This window comes from uncultured Brevundimonas sp., from assembly GCF_963977465.1.
In the GTDB taxonomy this organism is placed as follows: Bacteria; Pseudomonadota; Alphaproteobacteria; order Caulobacterales; family Caulobacteraceae; genus Brevundimonas.
Genome location: NZ_CAXBOQ010000002.1, coordinates 449,091 through 471,835 on the forward strand (window position 1 = coordinate 449,091; position 22,745 = coordinate 471,835).

21 protein-coding genes are annotated in these 22,745 nt (G+C 67.7%); 16 read left to right on the plus strand and 5 right to left on the minus strand.

Going from position 1 to position 22,745, the window contains the following annotated elements:
* The 4 genes from AAC067_RS06200 (at position 1) to AAC067_RS06215 (ending at position 6,797) form a co-directional block, all read left to right on the plus strand.
* The gene (locus AAC067_RS06200; protein ID WP_339930605.1) at positions 1-2,361 is read left to right on the plus strand and encodes a heavy metal translocating P-type ATPase; all 2,361 of its coding nucleotides are present in this window, start codon (positions 1-3) and stop codon (positions 2,359-2,361) included.
* Positions 2,362-2,671: 310 nt separating this feature from the next.
* Positions 2,672-4,456, plus strand: coding sequence for a copper resistance system multicopper oxidase (locus AAC067_RS06205; protein ID WP_339930607.1), 1,785 nt, complete (start codon positions 2,672-2,674; stop codon positions 4,454-4,456).
* Positions 4,453-5,979, plus strand: a complete 1,527-nt coding sequence (locus tag AAC067_RS06210) for a copper resistance protein B (protein ID WP_339930609.1) — start codon at positions 4,453-4,455, stop codon at positions 5,977-5,979. The genes AAC067_RS06205 and AAC067_RS06210 overlap by 4 nt, the downstream gene beginning before the upstream one ends.
* Positions 5,980-6,023: 44 nt before the next feature.
* Positions 6,024-6,797, plus strand: coding sequence for an HAD family hydrolase (locus tag AAC067_RS06215; RefSeq protein ID WP_339930611.1), 774 nt, complete (start codon positions 6,024-6,026; stop codon positions 6,795-6,797).
* 167 nt (positions 6,798-6,964) lie between these two features.
* Here the strand turns inward: AAC067_RS06215 and AAC067_RS06220 are convergent, their stop codons facing one another.
* The 5 genes from AAC067_RS06220 to AAC067_RS06240 all read right to left on the minus strand — a co-directional run bounded on the left by AAC067_RS06220 (position 6,965) and on the right by AAC067_RS06240 (position 9,235).
* The gene (locus tag AAC067_RS06220; protein WP_339930613.1) at positions 6,965-7,372 is read right to left on the minus strand and encodes a copper resistance CopC family protein; all 408 of its coding nucleotides are present in this window, start codon (positions 7,370-7,372) and stop codon (positions 6,965-6,967) included.
* A gap of 23 nt (positions 7,373-7,395) precedes the next feature.
* Positions 7,396-7,722 (minus strand): hypothetical protein, encoded by a 327-nt coding sequence (locus AAC067_RS06225; protein WP_339930615.1) that lies wholly within the window; start codon positions 7,720-7,722, stop codon positions 7,396-7,398.
* Positions 7,723-7,929: 207 nt separating this feature from the next.
* A complete protein-coding gene (locus AAC067_RS06230) occupies positions 7,930-8,508 on the minus strand; it encodes an RNA polymerase sigma factor (protein ID WP_339930617.1) in 579 nt (192 codons plus the stop codon).
* An 8-nt stretch (positions 8,509-8,516) separates the two neighbouring features.
* Positions 8,517-8,957 carry a periplasmic heavy metal sensor gene (locus AAC067_RS06235; protein ID WP_339930619.1) on the minus strand — a complete coding sequence of 147 codons (441 nt, stop codon included), beginning with the start codon at positions 8,955-8,957 and terminating at the stop codon, positions 8,517-8,519.
* Complete coding sequence (locus AAC067_RS06240; protein ID WP_339930621.1) at positions 8,954-9,235, minus strand: hypothetical protein; 282 nt, start codon at positions 9,233-9,235, stop codon at positions 8,954-8,956. Before AAC067_RS06240 ends, AAC067_RS06235 begins: the two co-directional genes overlap by 4 nt.
* Positions 9,236-9,340: 105 nt before the next feature.
* On the opposite strand from AAC067_RS06240, the gene AAC067_RS06245 reads away from it, so the two are divergent.
* The 12 genes from AAC067_RS06245 to radC all read left to right on the plus strand — a co-directional run bounded on the left by AAC067_RS06245 (position 9,341) and on the right by radC (position 22,741).
* Entirely contained in the window at positions 9,341-10,003 is a 663-nt protein-coding gene (locus tag AAC067_RS06245) for a DUF2231 domain-containing protein (protein ID WP_339930623.1), read from the plus strand.
* A gap of 125 nt (positions 10,004-10,128) precedes the next feature.
* A complete protein-coding gene (locus AAC067_RS06250; protein ID WP_298747087.1) occupies positions 10,129-10,599 on the plus strand; it encodes a nuclear transport factor 2 family protein in 471 nt (156 codons plus the stop codon).
* 50 nt (positions 10,600-10,649) lie between these two features.
* Entirely contained in the window at positions 10,650-11,114 is a 465-nt protein-coding gene (locus tag AAC067_RS06255) for a DUF411 domain-containing protein (protein ID WP_339930626.1), read from the plus strand.
* Positions 11,115-11,153: 39 nt separating this feature from the next.
* The gene (locus AAC067_RS06260; RefSeq protein ID WP_339930905.1) at positions 11,154-11,855 is read left to right on the plus strand and encodes a PepSY domain-containing protein; all 702 of its coding nucleotides are present in this window, start codon (positions 11,154-11,156) and stop codon (positions 11,853-11,855) included.
* Between the two features lie 338 nt (positions 11,856-12,193).
* Complete coding sequence (locus tag AAC067_RS06265) at positions 12,194-12,556, plus strand: hypothetical protein (protein WP_298747092.1); 363 nt, start codon at positions 12,194-12,196, stop codon at positions 12,554-12,556.
* A 220-nt stretch (positions 12,557-12,776) separates the two neighbouring features.
* Positions 12,777-14,036 carry a TolC family protein gene (locus AAC067_RS06270; protein ID WP_339930630.1) on the plus strand — a complete coding sequence of 420 codons (1,260 nt, stop codon included), beginning with the start codon at positions 12,777-12,779 and terminating at the stop codon, positions 14,034-14,036.
* The gene (locus AAC067_RS06275; RefSeq protein ID WP_339930632.1) at positions 14,033-15,517 is read left to right on the plus strand and encodes an efflux RND transporter periplasmic adaptor subunit; all 1,485 of its coding nucleotides are present in this window, start codon (positions 14,033-14,035) and stop codon (positions 15,515-15,517) included. The genes AAC067_RS06270 and AAC067_RS06275 overlap by 4 nt, the downstream gene beginning before the upstream one ends.
* Complete coding sequence (locus tag AAC067_RS06280) at positions 15,514-18,663, plus strand: efflux RND transporter permease subunit (RefSeq protein ID WP_339930634.1); 3,150 nt, start codon at positions 15,514-15,516, stop codon at positions 18,661-18,663. Before AAC067_RS06275 ends, AAC067_RS06280 begins: the two co-directional genes overlap by 4 nt.
* Positions 18,660-19,037: a copper-binding protein gene (locus AAC067_RS06285; RefSeq protein ID WP_339930636.1), complete on the plus strand. Its 378-nt coding sequence runs from the start codon at positions 18,660-18,662 to the stop codon at positions 19,035-19,037. The genes AAC067_RS06280 and AAC067_RS06285 overlap by 4 nt, the downstream gene beginning before the upstream one ends.
* 63 nt (positions 19,038-19,100) lie before the next feature.
* Positions 19,101-19,223, plus strand: coding sequence for a hypothetical protein (locus tag AAC067_RS06290; protein ID WP_339930638.1), 123 nt, complete (start codon positions 19,101-19,103; stop codon positions 19,221-19,223).
* Entirely contained in the window at positions 19,223-21,772 is a 2,550-nt protein-coding gene (locus tag AAC067_RS06295; RefSeq protein ID WP_339930640.1) for an NAD-dependent epimerase/dehydratase family protein, read from the plus strand. The genes AAC067_RS06290 and AAC067_RS06295 overlap by 1 nt, the downstream gene beginning before the upstream one ends.
* 264 nt (positions 21,773-22,036) lie before the next feature.
* Positions 22,037-22,741, plus strand: a complete 705-nt coding sequence (gene radC / locus AAC067_RS06300) for a DNA repair protein RadC (RefSeq protein ID WP_339930642.1) — start codon at positions 22,037-22,039, stop codon at positions 22,739-22,741.
* The last annotated feature ends 4 nt before the right edge of the window (positions 22,742-22,745 follow it).

Below are 22,745 nucleotides of genomic sequence, written 5' to 3' on the forward strand. Positions count from 1 at the left end.
ATGTCCACGACGCCGCAGTCCGAACCCCAGGCCGCCGGCCACGGCTGTTGTTCCAGCAAGGCCGATGGCGGCGGTGCCAAGGCGATCGATCCCGTATGCGGCATGACGGTGGATATGGCTTCCGCCTCCCATCAAGCGCGCCACCACGGCGAGGACTATTTCTTCTGTTCCGCCGGCTGCCAGACCAAATTCGTGGCCGAGCCGGATAAATACCTTGGCGACCGGCCTGACCCCGAACCCGTCGTTCCCGGGGCGATCTACACCTGTCCCATGCATCCGCAGATCCGTCAGGAGGGCCCCGGGTCGTGCCCGATCTGCGGCATGGCGCTGGAACCCGAGACGGTCACGGCCGAAGCCCCGGTCAACCACGAGCTGATCGACTTCACCCGACGTTTCTGGGTCGGCCTGGTGCTGACCCTGCCGGTCTTCGCTCTCGAGATGGGCGGGCATCTGACGGGTCTGATGATGCGGATCCCGGGGCAGACCTCGAACTGGATCCAGTTCGCCCTGGCCACGCCGGTGGTGCTGTGGGCCGGCTGGCCCTTTTTCGAGCGCGGCTGGGCGTCGCTGCGCAACCGCAGCCTCAACATGTTCACCCTGATTGCCATCGGCGTGGGCGCGGCCTGGATCTACAGCGTGGTCGCCGTCCTGGCACCGGGACTGTTTCCCGAGGCGGTGCGGCGCATGGACGGCAGCGCACCGGTCTATTTCGAGGCGGCGGCGGTCATCACCGTCCTGGTGCTGATCGGCCAGGTCCTCGAACTGCGGGCGCGTGAACAGACCTCCGGCGCGATCCGGGCCTTGCTGGACCTGACCCCCAAGACCGCGCGGCGCGTCCGCGACGACGGGACGGATGAGGACGTCACCCTGGACCTCGTCGCCGTCGGCGACCGCCTGCGGGTGCGACCGGGCGAACAGGTGCCCGTCGACGGCGAGATTCTCGACGGCCGGGTATCGATCGATGAATCCATGGTCACCGGGGAATCCATGCCCGTGACCAAGGAGCCGGGGGCCAGCGTCGTCGGCGGGTCGCTGAACAGGACCGGCTCATTCGTGATGCGGGCCGACAAGGTCGGGGCCGACACCCTGTTGTCGCGGATCGTCCAGATGGTGGCCCAGGCCCAGCGCAGTCGTGCGCCGATCCAGAGGCTGGCCGACACGGTCTCGGGCTGGTTTGTGCCGATGGTGATCGCCACAGCCGTCCTGGCGGGTATCGTCTGGGGTGTATTCGGGCCCGAGCCGCGCCTGACCTATGCCCTGATCGCGGGCGTGTCGGTGCTGATCATCGCCTGTCCCTGTGCCCTCGGCCTGGCCACGCCGATCTCGATCATGGTCGGGGTGGGGCGCGGGGCCCACGCCGGGGTGCTGATCAAGAACGCCGAGGCGCTGGAGCGTTTCGAGAAGGTCGACACCCTGGTGCTCGACAAGACCGGCACCCTGACCGAAGGGCGGCCATCGGTCACGGCGATCCGGCCCGCCGCCGGCTTCGACGAGGCGGAACTGCTGCGGCTGTCCGCCAGTCTGGAGCGGGGCAGCGAACACCCCCTGGCCGACGCCGTCGTCCGCGCGGCGACCGATCGCAACCTCGTGCTTTCGGAGGCGTCGGAGTTCGACAGCCCGGTCGGGCGTGGCGTCACCGGTGTCGTCGACGGCCGCCGTGTGGCGTTGGGCAACGGCCGCTATCTCCAGGAGATCGGCGTCGATGTCGGCTCCATGGAGGCTGAGGCCGAAGGTCTGCGCCAGGACGGGGCCACCGCCATCTTCGTCACCGTGGATGGCCGGGCGGCGGGCGTGCTGGGCATCGCCGATCCGGTCAAGGCCACGACCGCCGACGCCATCCGTGATCTGAAGGCGGCGGGGCTGCGCCTGGTGATGATGACCGGCGACAACCGGACCACGGCCGAGGCCGTGGCGGCGCGGCTCGGCATTGACGATGTCCAGGCCGAGGTCCTGCCCCAGGACAAGGCGGCCGTGGTTGAGCGACTGCGCGCCGAGGGGCGGGTCGTGGCCATGGCCGGCGACGGGGTCAACGATGCGCCGGCGCTGGCGGCGGCCGACGTCGGCGTGGCCATGGGCGCGGGCTCGGACGTGGCCATCGAGAGCGCGGGCGTCACCCTGTTGGGCGGCGACCTTCAGGGCATCGTGCGGGCCCGACGCCTGTCGAAGGCGGTGATGGCCAACATCCGCCAGAACCTGGTGTTTGCCTTTGGTTACAATACGCTGGGCATTCCGGTCGCCGCCGGGCTGTTGTACCCGACCTTCGGCCTGCTGCTGTCGCCGGCCATCGCAGCCCTGGCCATGTCGCTGTCCTCGGTCAGCGTCATCGGCAATGCACTGCGGCTGCGGGCAGTGAAGCTCTGAAGGTCCGGCCCCGGGGATGGCGTGATGTCAGCGTCTGTGGTCCCCCCAATACGCGCGGGATGGGCGTTCCCCTCGTCCGCACGCCGCTTGCGTCGGTATATTTGATCGAGGCGGAACCCGGGCCACGGGTCTGGATTAAGTGTGGCGCCGCTCTCCGACGCGCTGGTTAGCGACCGTCCGCGACTGACCAATGTCTCAAGTCCGTGCCATGCGTCAGCCTGTCGCGAGGGCAGGGGCCGCGGCATGCGTAAACACCTAGAGGCCGTCGCTCGGTCCCGCGAGCCGGCCGCATGAAATTCAGGAGTACCCCATGAAGCTCGATCGTCGAGGATTGCTGCGCGGCGCGGTCGCCGGGGGCGGCCTTCTGGGCCTTCAGGGACTGATGCCCGCCTGGGCCCAGACCGGGTCTCAGGGGCTGCGCGCTGACCTGCCGACCCTGACCGGTCCGAACATCGATCTGACGATCGGTCAGTCGCCCTTCACCGTAAACGGACGGACCGCGACCGCGACAACGATCAACGGCACGCTCCCCGCGCCTCTTCTGCGCCTGCGTGAGGGACAGAACGTCCGGCTGGCGGTACACAACCAGCTCGACGAGGACACCTCGATCCACTGGCACGGCATCCTGTTGCCGTTCCAGATGGACGGCGTGCCCGGCATCAGCTTCCCCGGCATCAAACCGCGCGAGACCTTCGTCTACGAGTTCCCGGTCCGGCAGTCGGGCACCTTCTGGTACCACAGCCATTCAGGCCTGCAGGAAGCGCTGGGTCACTACGGCCCCCTCGTTATCGACCCGGCCGGTGCCGATCCGGTCGGCTATGACCGCGAGCATGTGCTGGTCCTGTCGGACTGGAGCTTCATGCATCCGCACGAAATTCTCGAAAAGCTGAAGAAGAGCCCCGGCTATTTCAACCGCCAGCGCACCACGCTGGCCGGACTGCTGGACGGCAGCGACCGGATGAGTCTGGAAGAGCGCCGCATGTGGGGCGGAATGCGGATGGACCCGCGCGACGTGCTCGACGTCAACGGCACCACCTATACCTATCTGATCAACGGCCACGGCCCGCAGGAGAACTGGACCGGCCTGTTCCGGCCCGGCGAGCGGGTGCGGCTGCGCGTGATCAACGCCTCGGCCATGTCGATCTTCAACGTCCGCATTCCCGGCCTGGCCATGACCGTGGTCCAGGCCGACGGCGAGAATGTGCGCCCGGTCGAGACCGACGAGTTCCAGATCTCGGTGGCCGAAACCTATGACGTCATCGTGCGTCCGACCGAGGACCGCGCCTACACCATCGTCTCCGAAGCCATCGATCGCTCCGGCATGGGCCGCGCCACCCTGGCCCCGCGGATGGGCATGACGGCCGAGGTGCCGCCGCTGCGCGAGGTGCCGAACCTGACCATGGCCGACATGGGCATGGGCGGGATGGATCATGGATCCGCCGGGTCAGGATCGATGGCCGGCATGGACCACGGCGCCATGAGCGGCATGGAGGCCGGCGGCGACGCCATGGGCAGCATGTCGATGAGCGGCATGAACATGCGCGACCCCGAGAACGCCCCGCCCGACATGGCGGTCGGCGTCGGCGTTGACATGGTCAATATGTCGCCGAAGAACCGGCTTGGCGAGCGCCCGACCGGCCTGGCCGACGTCGATCACCGTGTGCTGGTCTATACCGACCTTGTCTCCCTGAGCCCCAACCGCGACCAGCGCCCACCCAGCCGCACCATGGAAATCCACCTGACCGGCAATATGGAGCGGTTCATGTGGGGCTTCGACGGACGCAAATTCAGCGAACTGGTCGAGCCGATCCGCTTCGAACGCGACGAGCGCGTCCGGGTCACCCTGGTCAATGACACGATGATGGCCCACCCCATCCACCTGCACGGCCATTTCTTCGAACTGGTCACCGGCGGGCCCGAGGGGCATCAGCCGCTGAAACACACGGTCAATGTCGCCCCGGGCGGCAAGGTCACCTTCGACCTGACCGCCGACGCGCCCGGCGACTGGGCCTTCCACTGCCATCTGCTGATGCACATGCACGCCGGGATGTTCAACGTCGTCACCGTTCGTCCCATGGAAGGAGCTGCATCATGATCCGCACCTCCGTCGCCCTGCTGCCGCTGATGCTCGTCGCCGCACCGGCTTTCGCCCAGTCCCATACCGGTCAGTCCCACGCCGGCCATACGCCGGCGGTCCAGGCGCAATCTGCCCCGCTACCGTCCGGCTGTGTCCGTCGTGGAGCGCCGGATGCGGACGCCTCTCGAGCCGGATCCTCCGGGGCCCCCGTCTGTCCGGCGGGCGCGGTTCCTGCCCGGCTGCAGGCATCCGCGCCCGATCCGCACGCGGGACACGATATGTCAGGCATGACCATGGACCCGTCTCCGGCGATGCCGGCGGGCCATGACATGCCCGGTATGGTCACGGGTCAGACACCGGCCGACCCGCATGCGGGCCACGACATGTCCGGCATGGCCATGGGGCAGACGCCGGCGACCGCTCCCGCCGATCCACACGCCGGCCACGATATGACCACCACGGGCCAGACATCACCTGCGTCGGCGATGCCTGCGGGTCATGACATGTCGACGATGGGCCAGAGCCAGACTCCGGCGAACCCGCATGCGGGTCACGACATGTCCGGCATGGCCATGGGGCAGACGCCGGCGACCGCTCCCGCCGATCCACACGCCGGCCACGATATGACCACCACGGGCCAGACATCACCTGCGTCGGCGATGCCTGCGGGTCATGACATGTCGACGATGGGCCAGAGCCAGACTCCGGCGAACCCGCATGCGGGTCACGACATGTCCGGCATGGCGGCCATGCCGCCGGACATTCAGACCAGTGCGAACAACCCGGGACGCCCTCCTGAAGCGCCCCCTCCGGCCTTGGCATCCAGTGGGCCGACGCACGCCGCGGACCTGTTGTTCGATCCGGCGGAAATGGCGGCGGCCCGCGAACAACTGCGCGTCGAAAACGGAGACATCCGCACCACGGCCGTCATCATTGATCGGCTGGAAGCCAACTTCGTGGACGGAGAGCAGGGCTACACCTGGGATGCCCAGGGCTGGATCGGCGGCGACATCAATCGCTTCTGGTGGAAGTCGGAAGGCGAGGGTGCGTTTGGCGACGGGGTTGAGGACGCCGAAGTCCAGGCTCTCTACAGTCGGGCTTTCCGACCCTTCTGGGACGTTCAGACGGGTCTGCGCCAGACCTACCGGCCCGAAGGGGACCGGACCGATCTCGTGGTCGGAATACAGGGTCTGGCCCCGTACTGGTTCGAGGTCGATGCCGCCGCCTTTCTGTCCAACAAGGGCGAACTGACCGCCCGCGCCGAGGTGGAATACGATCAACGGATCACCAACCGCTGGATTCTGCAGCCGCGGGCGGAGATCAACCTCTCCGCCGAGGACATTCCCGAGCTGAGGATCGGCTCAGGCCTGACCTCGCTGCAAATCGGGGGGCGCCTGCGCTACGAAGTGCGCAAGGAGTTCGCCCCCTACGTTGGTGTCGAATGGACGAGGAGCTTCGGCAATACGGCTGACTTTCTGGAAGCAGACGGTCGGAGCGCGGAAGACACCCGGTTCGTCGTCGGCGTTCGGGCCTGGTTCTAGCGACGGTCGGACGGATCGCGACGGGTCGCGGAGCAGGGTTCGGGATGGAGGTGTTCAGAGACATCCGGGCTGTCGTGATGGATCTCGACGACACCCTGATCTCGGCCTACCGCCGTCCGGACCTGCTATGGGAAACCGTCTGTCGGTGCTTTCAAGCTCAACTGGGCGCGCTTGATCAGGAGGAGGCGGTGCGTGCGCTGACGCGGGCCGGACAGGCGTTCTGGGGCGATCCGAAACGGCATGCCCTTGGTCGGCTGAATCCCTCCGAGGCTCGGCGCATCATTGTCGCCGACGCGTTCGAGGCGTTACAGGGAAGCGGCTGGCAACCACCGTCTCGGGAGGTCGCCGAGCGGATGGCTGACGCCTTCAGCCTTCAACGCGACCGTGACATGCGGCTCGAGCCGGGTGCGGACGCCCTGTTGGCTCATCTGGGCAGGGCAGGATACCGGCTGGCGCTTCTCACCAACGGAACCGGTCCGCTGCAGCGCGCCAAGATCGAGCGGTTCGGCCTGACATCGCGTTTCCACCATATCCAGATCGAGGGGGAGGTCGGCGTCGGCAAGCCGGATCCCGCTGCGCTCAGACAGGCGTTCGAGGCCCTGGCCGTCGACCCGGCGACCGTCTGTGTGATCGGCGACAGTCTGGAATGGGATATTCGCCCGGCCAGGGCCTTGGGCTGTCGCACGGTCTTGTTCGATCCGGACAGGTCACCTGGAGACGCAAGTCATCGTTGTGAAACGGATATCCATGTGCGGACCTTCGAAAGCCTCGCCGTCTGCCTCCCCGGTCCCCGGGGTTGGTCCCTGGAGGAGGTCTGAGCCGCGCGGCGGCGAGTCCGGCAAGGCCATCCATGTCGTTGACGTTTGGCGGGGCGCGGCCAGATCGGCGAGATGACTCCGGACGGAACGAAAAGCGCCGCGCAGTAGACTGCGCGACGCTCTTTCAAATCAGGTTCCGACCTTTCAGGAGGTGGGTGGCCGGCCCTTCAGTGAACCATGAAGCGGACGACGCCATTCATATGGTGGCCGTCGGCCCCCATCGCGGCCCAGGCGGCGGAATAGGATCCGGGTGCCAAGGCGGGCAGGGACGCAATGACCGTGGGCGCGGGCGACGCGTCCGCGGGCACGGCCACGTCTGTGGCCTGCCCGGCGGGGCCTGTCAGCCTGAGCGATGTCAGGGTCATCGCGTGCGGAAACGTCACCGAAAACGCGGTCGGCGCGGCGGCCAGCATGGCATTGTCCGCAGGCGCGGTCGTGACGTCGCTGGCCGGGGCCTGCATGGCGGCGTGATCCTGCATCGACATGCCCGCGTGGGAATGGGTCTGGGCCTGGGCGAGCGAGATAGGGGCGAGCGCCGCGAGACTGGCCAGGCCGGCGAGAACTGAATGTTTCATGGGAGAACTCCTGCCTATGCGGCTTATTGGCTGGGCGGCATGGTCATGCCGTCCATCTTGGACATGTCATGACCGGCCATCGGATCAGCGGGCGGTGGCGTGGGGGCGGGGGCGGGCACCGGGGCCGGGCGAGCCGGCCGGGTCACTGAGGCCTTGGGCGCCGCCGTCGGCCCGGACACCGGGGCCGGGGCCGCTGGCACCGGCTCCGGCATGGTCGTCGGGGCGGCGTCCAGCGGGGCTGCCGTTGAAGCGGCCGGGGCCGCTTCGGCGTCGATCGGCTGAGGCTCGGCCGCAGGCTGGCAAGCGGCCAGGGCGGCCGCAGCCGCGGCGAAAACGACCAGAACTCTCATGGAATATACTCCGAAACAAAGGGCGAGGGTCGGGGTCGGTTTTCGCGACGCCGACGATCTACCGGTTGGGCCTCAGACGCCGTTCGAATGGATGGGCGACGCCTTCATATGGGTCTACGCGCGCCCGTACCGCATCCCTCGCCGGGATTCTGCGATTTCTCGCCGGTCGGCGTGAGTGTGAGATCCGGCAACAGGTCGTGCAGCTCATCATTCCGCCAGGGAATTCGAGGCCGCTGGATCGCGCAGGGCATCCGAAAGCATTCGGCGCGCGCGCGCCACGCGGGTTTCCACGGCCTTGACGGAAATCCCGAGAATCCCGGCCGCGTCCGACTGACTCCGGCCCTCGAGCGCCGTCAGCAGAAGCGGAGCCTTGAGGTGGGGCGGGAGGCGGCTCATCTCTTCATTCAGCCGGGACATTCGGCCGGCGGTCTCCATCCGGTCATGCGCTGACTCGGCTCCGTCCGGCACCGCCAGGGCTTCGGGCGAGGACAGGTCAGGACCGCCGCGAATCAACCGCCGGACAAGGCGGCGACGGCTCCAGTCGCGGCATTTGTTCAACGCGATCGTTCGAAGCCAGGCCTCGAAAGGTCGCGCCGGATCGTAGCGGCCGATGTTGAGCCAGGCCGCCGCATAGGTGTCCTGCAGCAGATCCCATGCCTCCTGCTCGTCGCCCACATAGCGCCGAATGACCCGGAACAGCGCGGCCCTGGTCTGCCGCATCAGCTCGCTGAAAGCCCCGCGGTCACCGCCTGCGGCGAGGACGGAAAGATCGTCCGGATACTCCACCCGAACGGCTAGCGCTCGTCGGGCGCGAGGGCCGAGACGATTCGGTCGTCGAAGACCTTTGCCTGGTCGGGCGTGAGCACGGAACGCATCTCGAAGACATGGGTGATGGTCTCCTTCTGCAAGGTGCCCATCGCGTCATGAATGTGGTCGACGGCGGCCTGGACCTGGGGGCCGTCCCCGGCACCCTGCTCAATCGCCCGGGCGAGTTCCAGGTTCGCTGCCCTGACATTCGCTTCGAGCACTGGTCGCCGCGCCGCGAACCTGACCTCGATCGCTTCAATCCGGCTGTGTTGCTCGGGCGAAAGCGTCAGATCGTCGTGAACGATGTCGTGAAGCGAGGGCGGCGCGCGGTTGCCCAGGACCCAACTGGCGCTGATCCATGTCCCGGCGCCGCCGGCCAGGGCAGCCAGCAAGGCAGTGACGACAATGGCCCGCCAGCCGCGCATCATCGAACCACATCCAGTCTCGCCAAGGGCACCAGACTGGTATCGGCCGTGAAGATCGTCAGATCTCCCGCGGGTCTGGGTGCTGCGATCGCGCCGAACCCGCCCGCCGTCAAGCCGGTCGCCAGGGCCATGGCGACGGCACCCAGACGTAGCTGTGACACAAGCCGTTCGCCCCGAAGGATGTCGACCCGGCGCCAGACCAGAGGCTCGAGCCCCTCAAGCGCCGTATCGACGGGCGCGGCCGCCAGTCCTGTCAGAAGGTCATCCAGATTATGCGTCATCGAAACTCTCCTTCGTGGCCCCTGATAACTGTTACGCGGGACCGCGCCGAATCCCTCGGACGAGGGGGGCGGCCCCGCGATGCGTAGTTAGCAGAAGAGACGGGAATGGAGACGACCATGGGATTGCGGAAATTGATGTCGGCGCTGGCCGTGCTTGTGGTGCTGGCAGTCACCGTACCGGCCTTCGCCCACGAGGACCACAAGGGCCCGGCCACGGCATCCGTCGCGGTCGCGCCGATGGCAGACGGGCATGGATCGGCCATGGCGGCGATGCCGGGGATGACGGCGGAGATGGACCACGGCGGCATGGTGGCCGACGCTGCGCCCCGGACCATACCCCAAAGGCTGGTCCGCTGGCTTGGTGCCATGCATCCCGCGGCCGTGCACTTTCCGATCGCGCTGTTTCTCGTGGCGGCGGTGCTCGAGATCGCCGCGCTGACCTTGCGGCGACCCGTCCTTACCCAGGGCACGCGGGTAATCATCGCCCTGGCCGCGATTTCAGCGATCGGAGCGGTGGTGCTCGGCTGGTTCGCCATGGGCCTGCCCGGCAATGACGATGTCACCCACACCTACCACCGCTGGCTCGGCACATCGATCGCGGGTCTGGGCCTGGCGACCTGGTGGGCCAAGGAACATTGGACCCGCAGGCCGGGCCGGGGCCGCGAACTCATTTATATCGGTTTGCTGAGCGTCACGGCGGCGGCCATCCTCGTCAACGCCCTGCTGGGCGGGATGCTGACCCATGGCGTGCGTCATCTGATGTTCTGATCGAGGAGGGGCGGGCTTGAACCGCCCTTCCGCCCTCAATCCACCGGCCGGCACCGCTGCGCGGACCGGCTTCCACCCGCCGGACCTGGTCGCCATTGCGGCCGCGCCCAACAGGAGGACCGACCATGATCCTTCGTTCCGCCCTCGCCGGGGTCGCCCTGGCCGCCGTCCTGGCGACGTCTGTCCATGCCCAGTCCGCTGAGGAGCAGCAGGTCCGCGCGGTCGTGACGGCCTACCGGGACGCCATCACCGGCATGGACGTTTCCCGGACGCCGTCGCTGTTCTGGCCCGACTCCGAGATCTTCGAGAACGGCGGGGTGGAGGGCAGTTTCGCCTATTATCTCGAGCACCACCTGGGGCCGGAGTTCGACGATCTGGCGGGGTTTGAATTTCGAAATCACCAGATGACGGTGGAGGTCGACGGCGACACGGCCTTCGTCAGCGAAACCTATACCTATCACATCACCTTCAAGGACGCCGGGCGGGCCCCGATCGAGCGACGCGGCGTCGCCACGAGCGTGTTGCGGAAACGCGATGACCAATGGCGTTTCGATGTCTATCACTCCTCGGCCCGACCCATTCGTCCGGCGGCCTGAGCGCAGGCTACCGGGCTCATCTTGCTCTTGATCAGTAAAGGAATGAGACGATGACGGAGCCGCTTTCCCGGCGGGCCCTTTTGATCGTTGGGGTCAGCGCCGCGGCCACCGCGGCCTGTGCGCAGACCACGCGGCCCTCGTCGGATCTCGCCGTCTACAAATCGCCCACCTGCGGCTGTTGTTCCGCATGGGTCGAGCACATGACGACGGCAGGGTTCCAGGTGCAGACGACCGAGGTGGCCGATCCCGGCGTTGTGCGCCGCGCCAGGGGCGTCCCCGACTCCCTGGCCGCCTGTCATACCGCCGTGATCGGCGGATATGTGCTGGAGGGACATGTGCCTGCCGAAGATGTACGCAGACTGCTCGCGGAACGCCCCGACGCCCTCGGGCTCGCGGTGCCGGCGATGCCGTTGGGCTCGCCGGGGATGGAAATGCCGGACGGTCGCCGGGAGGCCTATGAAACCCTGCTGCTACTTAATGGCGGCGGCACCCGCGTGTTCGCGCGTCATGCCTGACCGGAGACCGTCCTGAAAATCCTCAAGCTCTCTACCCAACTGCACAAATGGATCGCGCTGGTCGTCGGTCTCCAGGTCCTGTTCTGGGTCGGCGGCGGCCTGGTGATGGTGGCCCTTCCCATAGAGACGGTCCGCAGCGAGCACCGAGTCGCCGAACAGGCCGCCGTCCCGCTGGCGCTGGCCGGCCTGCCGTCGCTCGACGAGATTGCTCGGCAAGCCGGCGTAGCGCCCACTCAGGCGGACCTGCACACCACGCCGCGTGGTCCGGCCTGGACCCTGAAACCGGTGAGCGGCGAGCCGGTGATCGTTTCGGCGGTGACGGGGCGGCCGTTCGCGCCCATGTCGCGGGATGAGGTCTCGGCCTTCGCGAAAGGGGCCTATCGCGGCGAGGCCGAGGTGACCGACGTGGCGTATCTGGCGACCGCGCCCGAGGAGACGGGCAAGACCGGGCCGCTGTGGCGGGTGGATTTCGCGGATGGCGAAAAGACCTCCTTCTATGTGTCGCCGTCCACCGGTGAGGTGGTGTCGCGCCGCTCGGGGGTCTGGCGTCTGTTCGACTTCTTCTGGCGTCTGCACGTCATGGACTGGGACGACGGCGAGGACTTCAACCACCCGCTGATCATCATCACCACGGCCCTGACGCTCAGCATTGTCGTCTCGGGATTCATTCTGTTGTGGATCCGGATCGCCCGGGATCTGAAAGGATGGCGCGCCTCGAAACGGTCGACCAGGGACGATTGAGCCCTTCGCCTGGTTCACGCTGAAGGTCGTTCCACCGCTTCGGGCGGGGCAAAGGGCACCGGGGTTGTCCAGCGGCCCATCCTCGTGGACTCTCATGGACCCCGGTTGAGTTCGCCCGTCTTGCTGGTCGGCGTCGAGCGGGCGTTTCGCAGCCAGGGCGCTGCGGGTGTCGTCTACTCAGCCGTCCGGGGGTCCCCGGGGAGCGATGCGATCATGGCGGAGTGGTCCACCGATGTGCGCCGCGGGTCCCGGCGCGATACGTCCATGCCGCGTCATGTCCAGGCCCAGAACCGGCCTTCGCTTGACTCGGCGCCGTCACGGGCGTGCAATAAGGAGGCATGTGGAACCTGGTTCGCACCCTTCTGTTCGCCCTCGCGATGGCCGGCTTTGTCGGCCAGTCGTCGGCGCATGCCACGCCGTTTGAGGCTTTCGAGGCAACCGGCGTCATGGCGGAGATGGACTGCGCCGAGATGATGGTGATGACGGACGATACGGCGGGGAAGGGGATGGCTCCCTGCAGCGAGATGACACCCGACTGTATCGCCAAGATGGGATGCGCCGCTGTCGCGGCCCCCGTTCCGCCGGCACCGGCCCTGTCTCGTCCTATGGCGCCGAACGCGATGAAGTTCGCCACCGCGAACGTCGTCCGGAAGGGGGCTGGGCCGCTCCCTCTCAAGGATCCGCCGAAACCGCTGGCGTAGACCGCTTTCGCTGATTGGAAGACCGTGCGCGCCGCTCCGCGGCCGCAGTGTTCCCTGATCCATTGAGCTCTACGCCTGTGTCTCGACCCGCGAGTCGACCGGGCGGATTCCGAGGAATTCCATGACTATTCGTTTGAGGCCGGCGCTACGCATCCCTGCGTACCCGACGCCGCCCGACGCCCTGCCGTCCATCGCCCTCGGGCGAGCCACGGCTCCGGACATGCAAATAGACGTCGCAGCGGCTTCCCGCTGGGCATTTCTGGCCGTGTCCGTCCTGATCCTGGCCGCCGGCACCGGGCCGGCCCGGGCCGAGCCACAGACGTTCGAAGAGGCCTTGGCGCGCGCCGCCGCTGATGCGCCCGGCCTGAGAGCCGGGGCGCTTGGCGTGGAGGCGGCGCAAGCCTCAGCTGAAGCCGCCGGGCGGCTGCCGGACCCACGTCTGAAATTCGGCCTTAACGGCTTCCCCGTCACGGGCCCCTCAGCGGGGCGCTTCGACGAGGTCATGATGACCAATGTCCAGGTCGGACTACAGCAGGACGTGCCCAGTCGTGCGCGGCGTCGCGCCGAACGCGGCATCGCCCGGGCGGACATCAACGTGGCCCGGGCCCGTGAGGACATCAGCCTTTGGCAGGTCCGGGCCGCGACGGGCCAGGCCTGGATCGACCTCCACTATGCCGAACGACGCCTGGACGTGCTGGACGACCTGCTCGCCTCGCTTGAACCCCTGTGGGAGACCGCGCCCTCGGGCGTCGCCTCAGGGGCCAGTCGACCGGCTCAAATTCTGGGGCCCGTCGAACTGCGCGCCGCCCTCGACGATCGGCGCGATGGGTTGCGCGCGGATCTGGCGCGGGCGCGGGCGGAACTGTCCCGGTGGACCGGCGATCCGGTTCCGAGCGCCAGTGGTCCGCCTCCCGCCATCGATCTTGAGCCTGGAGTCTTCGATGTCGATCTCAACGGACTGCCGGCGATACGCGCTTACGCCGCCTTTAGTGACCGGGCCGAGGCGGATCTCGATCTGGCCCGCGCCGGCCGCCGCCCCGACTGGTCGTTCGAAGCCAGCTACGCCCGCAGGGATCCGATGTTCGGCGATCTGGTCTCTGTCGGGGCGAGCGTGCGGCTTCCGCTGTTCCAGTCCAGCCGGCAGGAGCCGCTGATCGCGGCGCGCGCCGCCGACGCCCGGCGTGTCGATGCCGAACAGGAGGCCGCTGAGCGGCAATGGACGGCGATGCTGCGGGGTGACCTCGCCGACTATGAGGTCGCGCGAACCCGGTGGGTCCGGGCACGGGACGTGGTTCTGCCCAATCTGCGCAACCGCGCCGATCTCGAAACCGCCAGCTACGGCGCGGGCCGGGCCGGGATCATGGATGTGCTCGACGCCTTCACCGCCCTGGCCAACGCCCGGCTGGACGCCCTCGACAAGGAGGCTGACGTGGCGCGCCGCGCCGTCGGCTTCACCCTGACCTACAGGAGCGACCAATGATCCGGTTTGAGCGCAAAAACCTTCGCCTTGCCGCCGCCGCGGCCGGACTGGTGCTCCTCGGCGGTGTCGCCGCTCTGGGGCTGACGCGGCTGGGAGGAGGGGGCGACGCGTCCGTTCCCGCCGCGGGCGAGCGTGAGGTGCTCTACTGGTACGACCCGATGGTCCCTGCCCAGAAGTTCGACAAGCCCGGCAAGTCGCCGTTCATGGATATGCAGCTGGTGCCGCGCTATGCCGATGACGCGGCAGGCGCGGCGGCGGGGGTTCGCATTGACCCGGCCCTGACCCAAAACCTCGGCGTCCGCTTCGCCACGGTCCGATCGGGAACCCTCGACGGCGATCTGACCGCCAGCGCGGTGGTAGATTACAACGAGCGCGACGTCGCCGTGGTGCAATCGCGCGCCAGCGGCTTTGTTCAAAGGGTCTACGGACGCGCGCCCGGCGACGTCATCTCCAGCGGTGCCCCCCTGGCCGACCTTCTGGTCCCCGACTGGGGAGGAGCCCAGCTCGAATACCTCGCGGTCCGGCGCACCGATGACGCCGCCCTGATCCAGGCGGCGCGGCAACGGTTGCTGCTGCTCGGCATGCCGGAGTCCCTGATCGCGGCGGTCGAGCGCTCGGGCCGTCCGCGCACCACGGTGACCGTCACCAGTCCGATCGGCGGGGTCATTCGCACCCTCGGCGTGCGTGCGGGCATGACGGTGCCGGCGGGTCTGACCCTGGCCGAAGTCAACGGCCTGTCGACCGTCTGGCTCAACGCCGCTGTACCCGAGACCCTCGGCGGCCAGCTACGGGTCGGGCGTGCGGTCGAAGTGACCCTCGCGGCCTTCCCCGGGGAGCGCATGACCGGTCGTCTGATCGCCCTGCTGCCCGAGGTGGCGAGCGACAGCCGGACCCTGACCGCGCGGATCGAATTGCGAAACCCGGGCGGTCGTCTTCGTCCCGGCATGTACGGACAGATCACCTTCGGCGGCTCCACAACACCGGCCCTGTTGGTGCCGTCGGAAGCGGTGATCCGAACGGGTCAGCGCAATCTTGTGATGCTGGCGGCGGAGGGCGGACGCTATCAGCCGGCCGAGGTCCGGGTTGGGCGCGAGGGCGGGGGGCAGACCGAGATTCTCGCCGGTCTGCGCGAGGGCGAGCGGGTCGTCGCCTCGGGCCAGTTCCTGTTCGATTCCGAGGCCAGCCTGTCGGGCGTCACGGCACGGCCCATTGCCCCGGCCGGTGAGACGGCAGCGACCGTCTCGGCACCCGCGACCTACCGCACCAGCGGCCGGGTGCAGTCGATCGCGGGGCGTTCGATCACCCTGGCTCATGGGGCGGTGCCGGCGCTTCAGTGGCCGGCGATGACCATGACCTTCGCCCTCGCCGAGCCGGTCAGGCTTGAAGGGGTCGCGGTCGGCAGTCAGGTCGAGTTCGCCTTCGACATGGTCGGGGGCAAACCCACCATCCGAAGCCTGACCCGCCGTGAGGCGGGCCAGTGATCGCCGCCATCATTCGCGCCTCGGTCAAGGCGCGCTTCCTCGTCCTGCTGGCCGCCTTTGCCCTGGTCGCCGCCGGCCTCTGGGCCGTGCGCAACACGCCGGTGGACGCCCTGCCGGACCTGTCCGACGTGCAGGTGATTATCCGTACCTCCTACCCCGGCCAGGCCCCGCAGATCGTCGAAAACCAGGTCACCTATCCGCTGGCGACCACCATGCTGTCGGTGCCCGGCGCCCGAACGGTGCGGGGCTATTCCTTCTTCGGCGACAGCTATGTCTATGTGCTGTTCGAGGACGGCACCGACCTGTACTGGGCCCGCTCGCGGGTGCTGGAATATCTCAGCCAGGTCCAGGCGCGCCTGCCCGACACCGCCCGCCCCGCGTTGGGGCCGGACGCCACCGGCGTCGGCTGGGTCTATGAATACGCCCTCGTCGACCGCACGGGTCAGCATGATCTGTCGCAGCTGCGCAGCCTGCAGGACTGGTTCCTCCGCTACGAACTCAAGACCGTGCCCGGCGTGGCCGAGGTCGCCAGCATCGGCGGCATGGTGCGCCAGTATCAGGTCGTGCTCGATCCGGCCAAGCTGGCCGGCTACGGTGTGACCCACCAGCAGGTCGTCGCGGCGATCCGGCAGGGCAATGGCGAGGCCGGCGGCTCCGTTCTGGAACTGGCCGAGACGGAATACATCGTCCGTGCCAACGGTTATCTGACCACATTGGATGACTTCCGCGCGGTGCCGATCCGCACGGCTGCCGGCGGGGTGCCGGTTCAGCTGGGCGATGTGGCCACGGTCCAGATCGGACCGGAGATGCGACGCGGCATCGCCGAGCTCAACGGCGAGGGCGAGGTGGCCGGCGGCGTGGTGATCCTGCGCTCGGGCGGAAATGCGCGGGAAACGATCACCGCGGTGCGCGAGCGGCTGGAAACCCTCAAGGCCGGCCTTCCAGCCGGGGTCGAGGTGGTGACGGTCTACGACCGTTCGCAGCTGATCGATCGCGCGATCGAAAACCTCAGCACCAAGCTGCTCGAGGAGTTCTTCGTCGTCGCCCTGGTTTGCGGCCTGTTCCTTTGGCACGCGCGCTCGGCCCTGGTCGCCATTATCACCCTGCCGCTGGGGGTGCTGGCGGCCTTCATCCTGATGCATCTGCAAGGCGTCAACGCCAACATCATGTCGCTGGGCGGCATCGCCATTGCCGTCGGGGCCATGGTCGATGCGGCCGTGGTCATGATCGAGAACGCCCACAAACATATCGAGCGATGGGAACACGATCATCCCGATGAACGGCTGGCCGGCGAGGCCCGCTGGCGGGTCATCACCGAGGCGGCGGCCGAGGTCGGGCCGGCCTTGTTCCTCAGTCTGGTGATCATCACCCTGTCGTTCATTCCGGTCTTCACCCTGCAGGCCCAGGAGGGCCGACTGTTCGCGCCGCTGGCCTTCACCAAGAGCTATGCCATGGCGGCGGCGGCGATCCTGTCGATCACCCTCGTGCCGGTGCTGATGGGCTATCTGATCCGTGGGCGGATTCCGGCCGAGCAGAGCAATCCGATCAACCGCTGGCTGACCTACATCTACCGGCGGCCGCTCGACTGGGTGCTGCACCGTCCCCGCGCCACCCTGCTGATCGCGCTGGCGGTGTTCGCCACCTCGGCCTGGCCGATCAGCCAGCTGGGCGGCGAGTTCATGCCGCCGATGGACGAGGGCGATCTGCTCTACATGCCGACCGCCCTTCCGGGACTGTCAGCGGCGAAGGCCTCCGAACTGCTGCAACAGACCGACCGGATGATCCGCACCGTGCCGGAGGTGGAGACCGTGTTCGGCAAGGCCGGGCGGGCCGATACGGCGACCGATCCGGCCCCGCTGGTGATGTTCGAGACCACGATCCGCTTCAAGCCACGTGACCAGTGGCGACCCGGAATGACGCCGGAGAAGCTGGTCGAGGCACTGGATCAGGCCGTGCGCGTCCCCGGCCTGGCCAACATCTGGGTGCCGCCGATCCGCAACCGCATCGACATGCTGGCCACCGGGATCAAGAGTCCGGTCGGGGTCAAGGTGTCGGGCGCTGATCTTCAGGCCATCGACCGCATCGCGGCCGAGGTCGAGGCGGCGGCCAAGACCGTGCCGGGCGTCAGTTCGGCCCTGGCCGAACGGCTGACCGGCGGGCGCTATATCGACATCGACATCGATCGACAGGCGGCCGGCCGCTATGGCCTCAATATCGCGGACGTGCAGAGCATCGTCGCCGGGGCCGTCGGAGGCGAGACCATCGGCCAGACGGTCGAGGGGCTGGCCCGCTATCCGATCAGCGTCCGCTATCCGCGCGAGATCCGCGACAGCCTGTCCGAACTTCGCGCCCTGCCGGTGCTGACGCCCTCGGGCCAGCAGATCACCCTGGGCACGGTCGCTGACCTTCAGGTCACGGACGGTCCGCCGATGCTGAAGTCGGAGAACGGTCGACCCACCACCTGGGTCTATATCGATGTCCGCGGCCGCGACCTGGCCTCGGTGGTCGGCGATCTGCAGACGGCGGTGGCGAACAAGGTGACGCTGACCCCGGGCGTGAGCATCGCCTACTCCGGGCAGTTCGAATATCTGACCCGGGCGGCCGAGCGGCTGAAGATCGTGGTGCCGGCCACCCTGCTGATCATCTTCGTGCTGCTGTATCTGACCTTCGGGCGGTTCGACGAGGCGGCCCTGATCATGGCCACCCTGCCGTTCGCCCTGACCGGCGGTGTCTGGCTGCTGTATCTGCTGGGCTACCACCAGTCGGTCGCCACCGGGGTCGGCTTCATCGCCCTGGCCGGGCTGTCGGCCGAGTTCGGGGTGGTGATGCTGATCTATCTGAAGACCGCGCTCAACGACCGGGGCCCCAATCCGGGGCCCGTTGAGGTCGAGAACGCCGTCCGTGACGGTGCGCTGCTGCGGGTCCGACCCAAGGCCATGACCGTGGCGGTGATCCTGGCCGGTCTCTTCCCGATCCTGATCGGCCACGGCGCCGGTTCGGAGGTGATGAGCCGCATCGCCGCCCCGGTCATCGGCGGCATGCTGACGGCACCATTGCTGTCCATGCTCGTTATTCCCGCAGGCTATCTGCTGCTGAGACGTCGCAGGTCTCGTTCGAACACATCAGCCCAAGGAGAATCACCATGAATCGCGCCCTGATCCTGTCGGCCGCCGCCGCCCTCGGCTTGAGCGCCTGCGGTCAATCCGAGACCGCGCCGCCTGCCGAGCCGGCACCCGCTGCTGAAATGCCGATGGCGTCGGACATGCCCGGCATGCCGATGGCGGGAGGGCAGGCCGCCATGACCGGTGCCGGCACAGGCACGATCACGGCTGTCGATGCCTCGGCCGGCACGGTCACCATCGATCATGGCGCGATCCCGGGTGTGGGCTGGCCGGCCATGGCCATGACCTTCACGGCGCCGGCCGCTGTGCTGGCGGACGCCAGGGTTGGAGACCGGGTCGCCTTCGACGTCTCGGTGCATGACGGGGTCAATGAGGTCACCGCCCTGCGCGCGCAGTAGTCGGACGCCTGGCCCCGGGCGGAATGTCCGTCGCAGGACGGGCCTGAACGAAGAAGAAGAGCGATGATGGATGGAAATGGAATGGGCTGGATGATGGGCGGCATGGGGCTGGTCAGCCTCCTGGTGATCGTTGGTCTGGTGCTGGCGATCGCGGCCCTGATCAAATATCTGCGAGGGCGCGGCTGATGGCGACGCCGGCCAGCGACCGGCCGGTCGTCATCGTCACCGGCTCCAGCGGGTTCATCGGCTCGGCCCTGGTCAAACGTCTGGCCAAACGGTTCCGGGTGATCGGTTTCGACCGCGACCTGCCGCCCCATCCGCCCGCTGACGCCGAATGCGTCTGCATCGACCTGGCGGATGACGCGAGCGTCGAGGCGGCGTTCGACCGGGTGCGGACGGGATACGGTCGCAAGATCGCTTCGGTCATCCATCTGGCGGCCTTCTTCGATCTCAGTGGCAAACCCGATCCGCGCTACGAGGCGGTGACAGTGCGCGGAACCGGCCGCCTCCTGGACGCTCTCCAGGCCTTCGACGTCGAGCAGTTCGTCTTCTCCAGCACCATGCTGGTGCACCAGCCGACGGAGCCGGGCCGGCCGATCGACGAAACCGCGCCTCTCGACGCGAGTCTGCCCTATCGCGAATCCAAGGTTCTCACCGAGGCCTTGATCCGCGAAAAACGCGGCAAAATTTCCGCCGTCTTCCTGCGGCCGGCCGGGATCTATGACGACGGCGGTCACTCTGCCTTCCTGGCCCAGCAAATCGCCCGCATCTACGAGAAACGGGCCAGCGCGCGGGTCTATCCGGGCAATCTGGCTACCGGCCAGCCCTCCCTGCACCTCGATGATCTGATGACCGCCATCGCTCGGGTGATCGATCGACGCGAGGATCTTCCAGAGGTCTTCCCGGTCCTGCTCGGCGAGACCGATGTCATGACCTATGACGAAATCCAGCGCGATCTGGGTCGGCTGATCCATGACGAGGCATGGGAGACCCTCTCCATTCCCAAGGCCGCCGCCAAGGCGGGGGCCTGGGCTGAAACCGCAGTCTTCGACGAGGACGGTTTCATCCGGCCCTGGATGGTCGACATCTCCGGAGACCACTATGAGCTCGACCTGACCGCAGCGCGATCCCATCTGGGCTGGTCTCCAAAACATTCACTTCGCAAGAGCCTGCCGGCCATCGTCGCCGGGCTGAAGGCCGACCCATTCGCCTGGTACCAGGCCAACCGGCTCAACGCGGCCCGGGTCGCCGATGACAAGGTCGAGGCGGCGGCGTCGCGGGCTCACGCCATGAAGCCGGCGGAACACAGCCGGATGCTCGCAGACCACGACCGGTCCATGCGCGGCATGCATTTCAACATGCTGTGGGTGCATTGGCTGACCATGGGGCTGGGCCTGTGGCTGGCGACGGTTCCCTTGATCTTCGGCGTCTTCACCCAGACCGAATTCTCGACCGCCATCCTGGCGGTCACCGAGGACCGGAACCTGTGGGCGCCCGCCCTTCGCAATGCCCTGAGCGGCTGGAACGACGTGATCTGCGGCGTGCTGATCATGGTCTTCGCCGGATTGTCCATGTCGCCCAGGGGCGGTTGGGCTCAATGGGCCAATGCCGTGATCGGTATCTGGCTGCTCGGCGCCTCCATCCTGTTCTGGACGCCGAGCGCGGCCATATACAGCAACGATATGCTGGTCGGCGCCCTGGTGGTGGCCCTGACCATCCTGATCCCGATGATGCCCGGGATGAGCATGGAAGGGATGATGGACGAGACCGACACTCCGCCGGGCTGGAGCTACTGTCCCTCGACCTACCTCCAGCGCGTGCCGATCATCGCTCTTGGCCTGATCGGTCTCGTGCTGTCACGGATACTCACCGCCTATCAGCTGGGCCACATCGACGCGGTCTGGGAGCCGTTCTTCAATGTTCCCGGACCGCTCAACGGAACCGAGCACATCATCACCTCCGACATGTCCAAGGCCTGGCCGGTGGCAGACGGCGGAGTCGGGACCATCACCTATATGATCGAGATCCTGATGGGGGCCATGGGCGGCCGGGCGCGCTGGCGCACCATGCCCTGGATGGTGCTGTTGTTCGGCATCGTCGTGGTGCCGCTCGGCGTGGTCAGCATCTATTTCATCATCGCCCAGCCGATTGTCATCGGGACATATTGCACCCTGTGCATCGCGGCGGGCGTCGCCATGCTGGTCATGATTCCCTATTCGCTCGACGAACTGGTGGCCATGGGACAGTTCATGGTGCTGAACACCCGCCGGGGACGGCCCTTCTGGCGCGCCTTCTTCCGCGGCGATGCCCTGCCCGGAGGGACGATCGATCGCCGCCCCGGCTTCGCGCACAGCCTCCCGGCCGCCGCCGCCTCGGCGCTGCGCGGCGTCAACGCGCCATGGACCCTGGTGGTTTGTGCCGGACTTGGGGTCTGGTTGATGTTCTCACGACTGGTCTTCGGCGCGGCCCCACCCCTGGCTGACACGGACCATCTGATCGGAGCCCTGATCATTACCGTGTCGGTGATCGCCATGGCCGAGGTGGCGCGCCCCCTCCGTTTCCTCAATCTCGTGCTCGCGGCCGGGCTGGTCGTCACGCCCTGGGTCCTGGGGGGCGGAACGGTCGCCGGTGGTCTGTCCGATACGCTCGTGGGCCTGGTCGTCGCGGGGCTCAGCCTGCCGCGTGGACGTCGTAGCCAGGAGCATTACGGGTCCTGGGATCGCTTCATCATCTAGAGACGTCTCCTCAGACCCGCCCTGGACTTGCCGCGATACCCGAGGCCTTGCGTCGCCACGTTCGGGTTGGATTCGCACAGCCTGCGTGGCGCTCTCGGCGGCTCACTCACCGGTATCGGCGTCGCGTCGGGCGGCCGCCCGGAACGTGGCCCGGAGCTCAGGGTCCGGAGGGACGGCCGTTCGCCTGATCCAGGTCCGGCCAGGGAGAGAAAGGAAGGCCGGACGGCGGGTGCTCCGTGGTGGAGCGGAGAAGGAGAGACCGCCATGAGACCGAACCCGACGCGGGCCTGGGGCCCGGACGCCCAAGACCGTCCGCCCGCGCCACCGGCCCTGGTTCACGCGGCGCTGGATGATCAGGCCCTGTTGGGCTTGATGTTGCGGCGGGCGGTTCAGGGTCCGCACGGGGATCCCGGCAAGAACACGCATCGGCTTGCCGGAGCCCTGCTGGAGCGGTTTTCGGGACTGGGCGCCGTCGTCGCCGCCGAGCCCGGTGAACTGGCGCGCGCGCCCGGACTTGACCCGGTCGCCCTGTCCGATCTCAAGTTGCTGCGGGAATTGGCGATCCGCCTGGCGCGCGATGAAACCTGCCGACGCCCCGTGATCACCTCCTGGACGGCGCTCGTGGCCTATGTCCGGGCGGCGCTCGCGCATGAGCCCCGCGAACAGTTCCGGACCCTGTTTCTGGACCGGCGCAACAACCTGCTCCGTGATGAGCTGGTCGCGCACGGCACAGTGGATCACGCGCCTGTTTACCCACGCGAAGTCGTTCGCCGGGCCCTCGAGCTTTCGGCCTCCGCCCTGATCCTGGTCCACAACCATCCCTCCGGCGATCCGACGCCGTCGCAGGCCGATATCCAGATGACGCGCCAGGTCATCGAGGCGGCGCGGGTCTTCAATCTTCAGGTCCACGACCATCTCGTCGTCGGCCGGGAAGGGACGGCGAGTTTCAAGGCCCTCGGCCTGATCTGAGGCT

Bases quoted from the DNA above. Each gene is read 5' to 3' on its own strand.
- AAC067_RS06225 (WP_339930615.1), bottom strand. From the start codon at position 7,722: ATGAGAGTTCTGGTCGTTTTCGCCGCGGCTGCGGCCGCCCTGGCCGCT.
- AAC067_RS06295 (WP_339930640.1), top strand. From the start codon at position 19,223: ATGGCGACGCCGGCCAGCGACCGGCCGGTCGTCATCGTCACCGGCTCC.
- AAC067_RS06210 (WP_339930609.1), top strand. From the start codon at position 4,453: ATGATCCGCACCTCCGTCGCCCTGCTGCCGCTGATGCTCGTCGCCGCA.
- AAC067_RS06205 (WP_339930607.1), top strand. From the start codon at position 2,672: ATGAAGCTCGATCGTCGAGGATTGCTGCGCGGCGCGGTCGCCGGGGGC.
- AAC067_RS06265 (WP_298747092.1), top strand. From the start codon at position 12,194: ATGTGGAACCTGGTTCGCACCCTTCTGTTCGCCCTCGCGATGGCCGGC.
- AAC067_RS06250 (WP_298747087.1), top strand. From the start codon at position 10,129: ATGATCCTTCGTTCCGCCCTCGCCGGGGTCGCCCTGGCCGCCGTCCTG.
- AAC067_RS06275 (WP_339930632.1), top strand. From the start codon at position 14,033: ATGATCCGGTTTGAGCGCAAAAACCTTCGCCTTGCCGCCGCCGCGGCC.
- AAC067_RS06270 (WP_339930630.1), top strand. From the start codon at position 12,777: ATGCAAATAGACGTCGCAGCGGCTTCCCGCTGGGCATTTCTGGCCGTG.
- AAC067_RS06200 (WP_339930605.1), top strand. From the start codon at position 1: ATGTCCACGACGCCGCAGTCCGAACCCCAGGCCGCCGGCCACGGCTGT.
- AAC067_RS06285 (WP_339930636.1), top strand. From the start codon at position 18,660: ATGAATCGCGCCCTGATCCTGTCGGCCGCCGCCGCCCTCGGCTTGAGC.
- AAC067_RS06220 (WP_339930613.1), bottom strand. From the start codon at position 7,372: ATGAAACATTCAGTTCTCGCCGGCCTGGCCAGTCTCGCGGCGCTCGCC.
- AAC067_RS06290 (WP_339930638.1), top strand. From the start codon at position 19,101: ATGATGGATGGAAATGGAATGGGCTGGATGATGGGCGGCATGGGGCTG.
- AAC067_RS06240 (WP_339930621.1), bottom strand. From the start codon at position 9,235: ATGACGCATAATCTGGATGACCTTCTGACAGGACTGGCGGCCGCGCCC.
- AAC067_RS06235 (WP_339930619.1), bottom strand. From the start codon at position 8,957: ATGATGCGCGGCTGGCGGGCCATTGTCGTCACTGCCTTGCTGGCTGCC.
- radC (WP_339930642.1), top strand. From the start codon at position 22,037: ATGAGACCGAACCCGACGCGGGCCTGGGGCCCGGACGCCCAAGACCGT.
- AAC067_RS06245 (WP_339930623.1), top strand. From the start codon at position 9,341: ATGGAGACGACCATGGGATTGCGGAAATTGATGTCGGCGCTGGCCGTG.
- AAC067_RS06255 (WP_339930626.1), top strand. From the start codon at position 10,650: ATGACGGAGCCGCTTTCCCGGCGGGCCCTTTTGATCGTTGGGGTCAGC.
- AAC067_RS06215 (WP_339930611.1), top strand. From the start codon at position 6,024: ATGGAGGTGTTCAGAGACATCCGGGCTGTCGTGATGGATCTCGACGAC.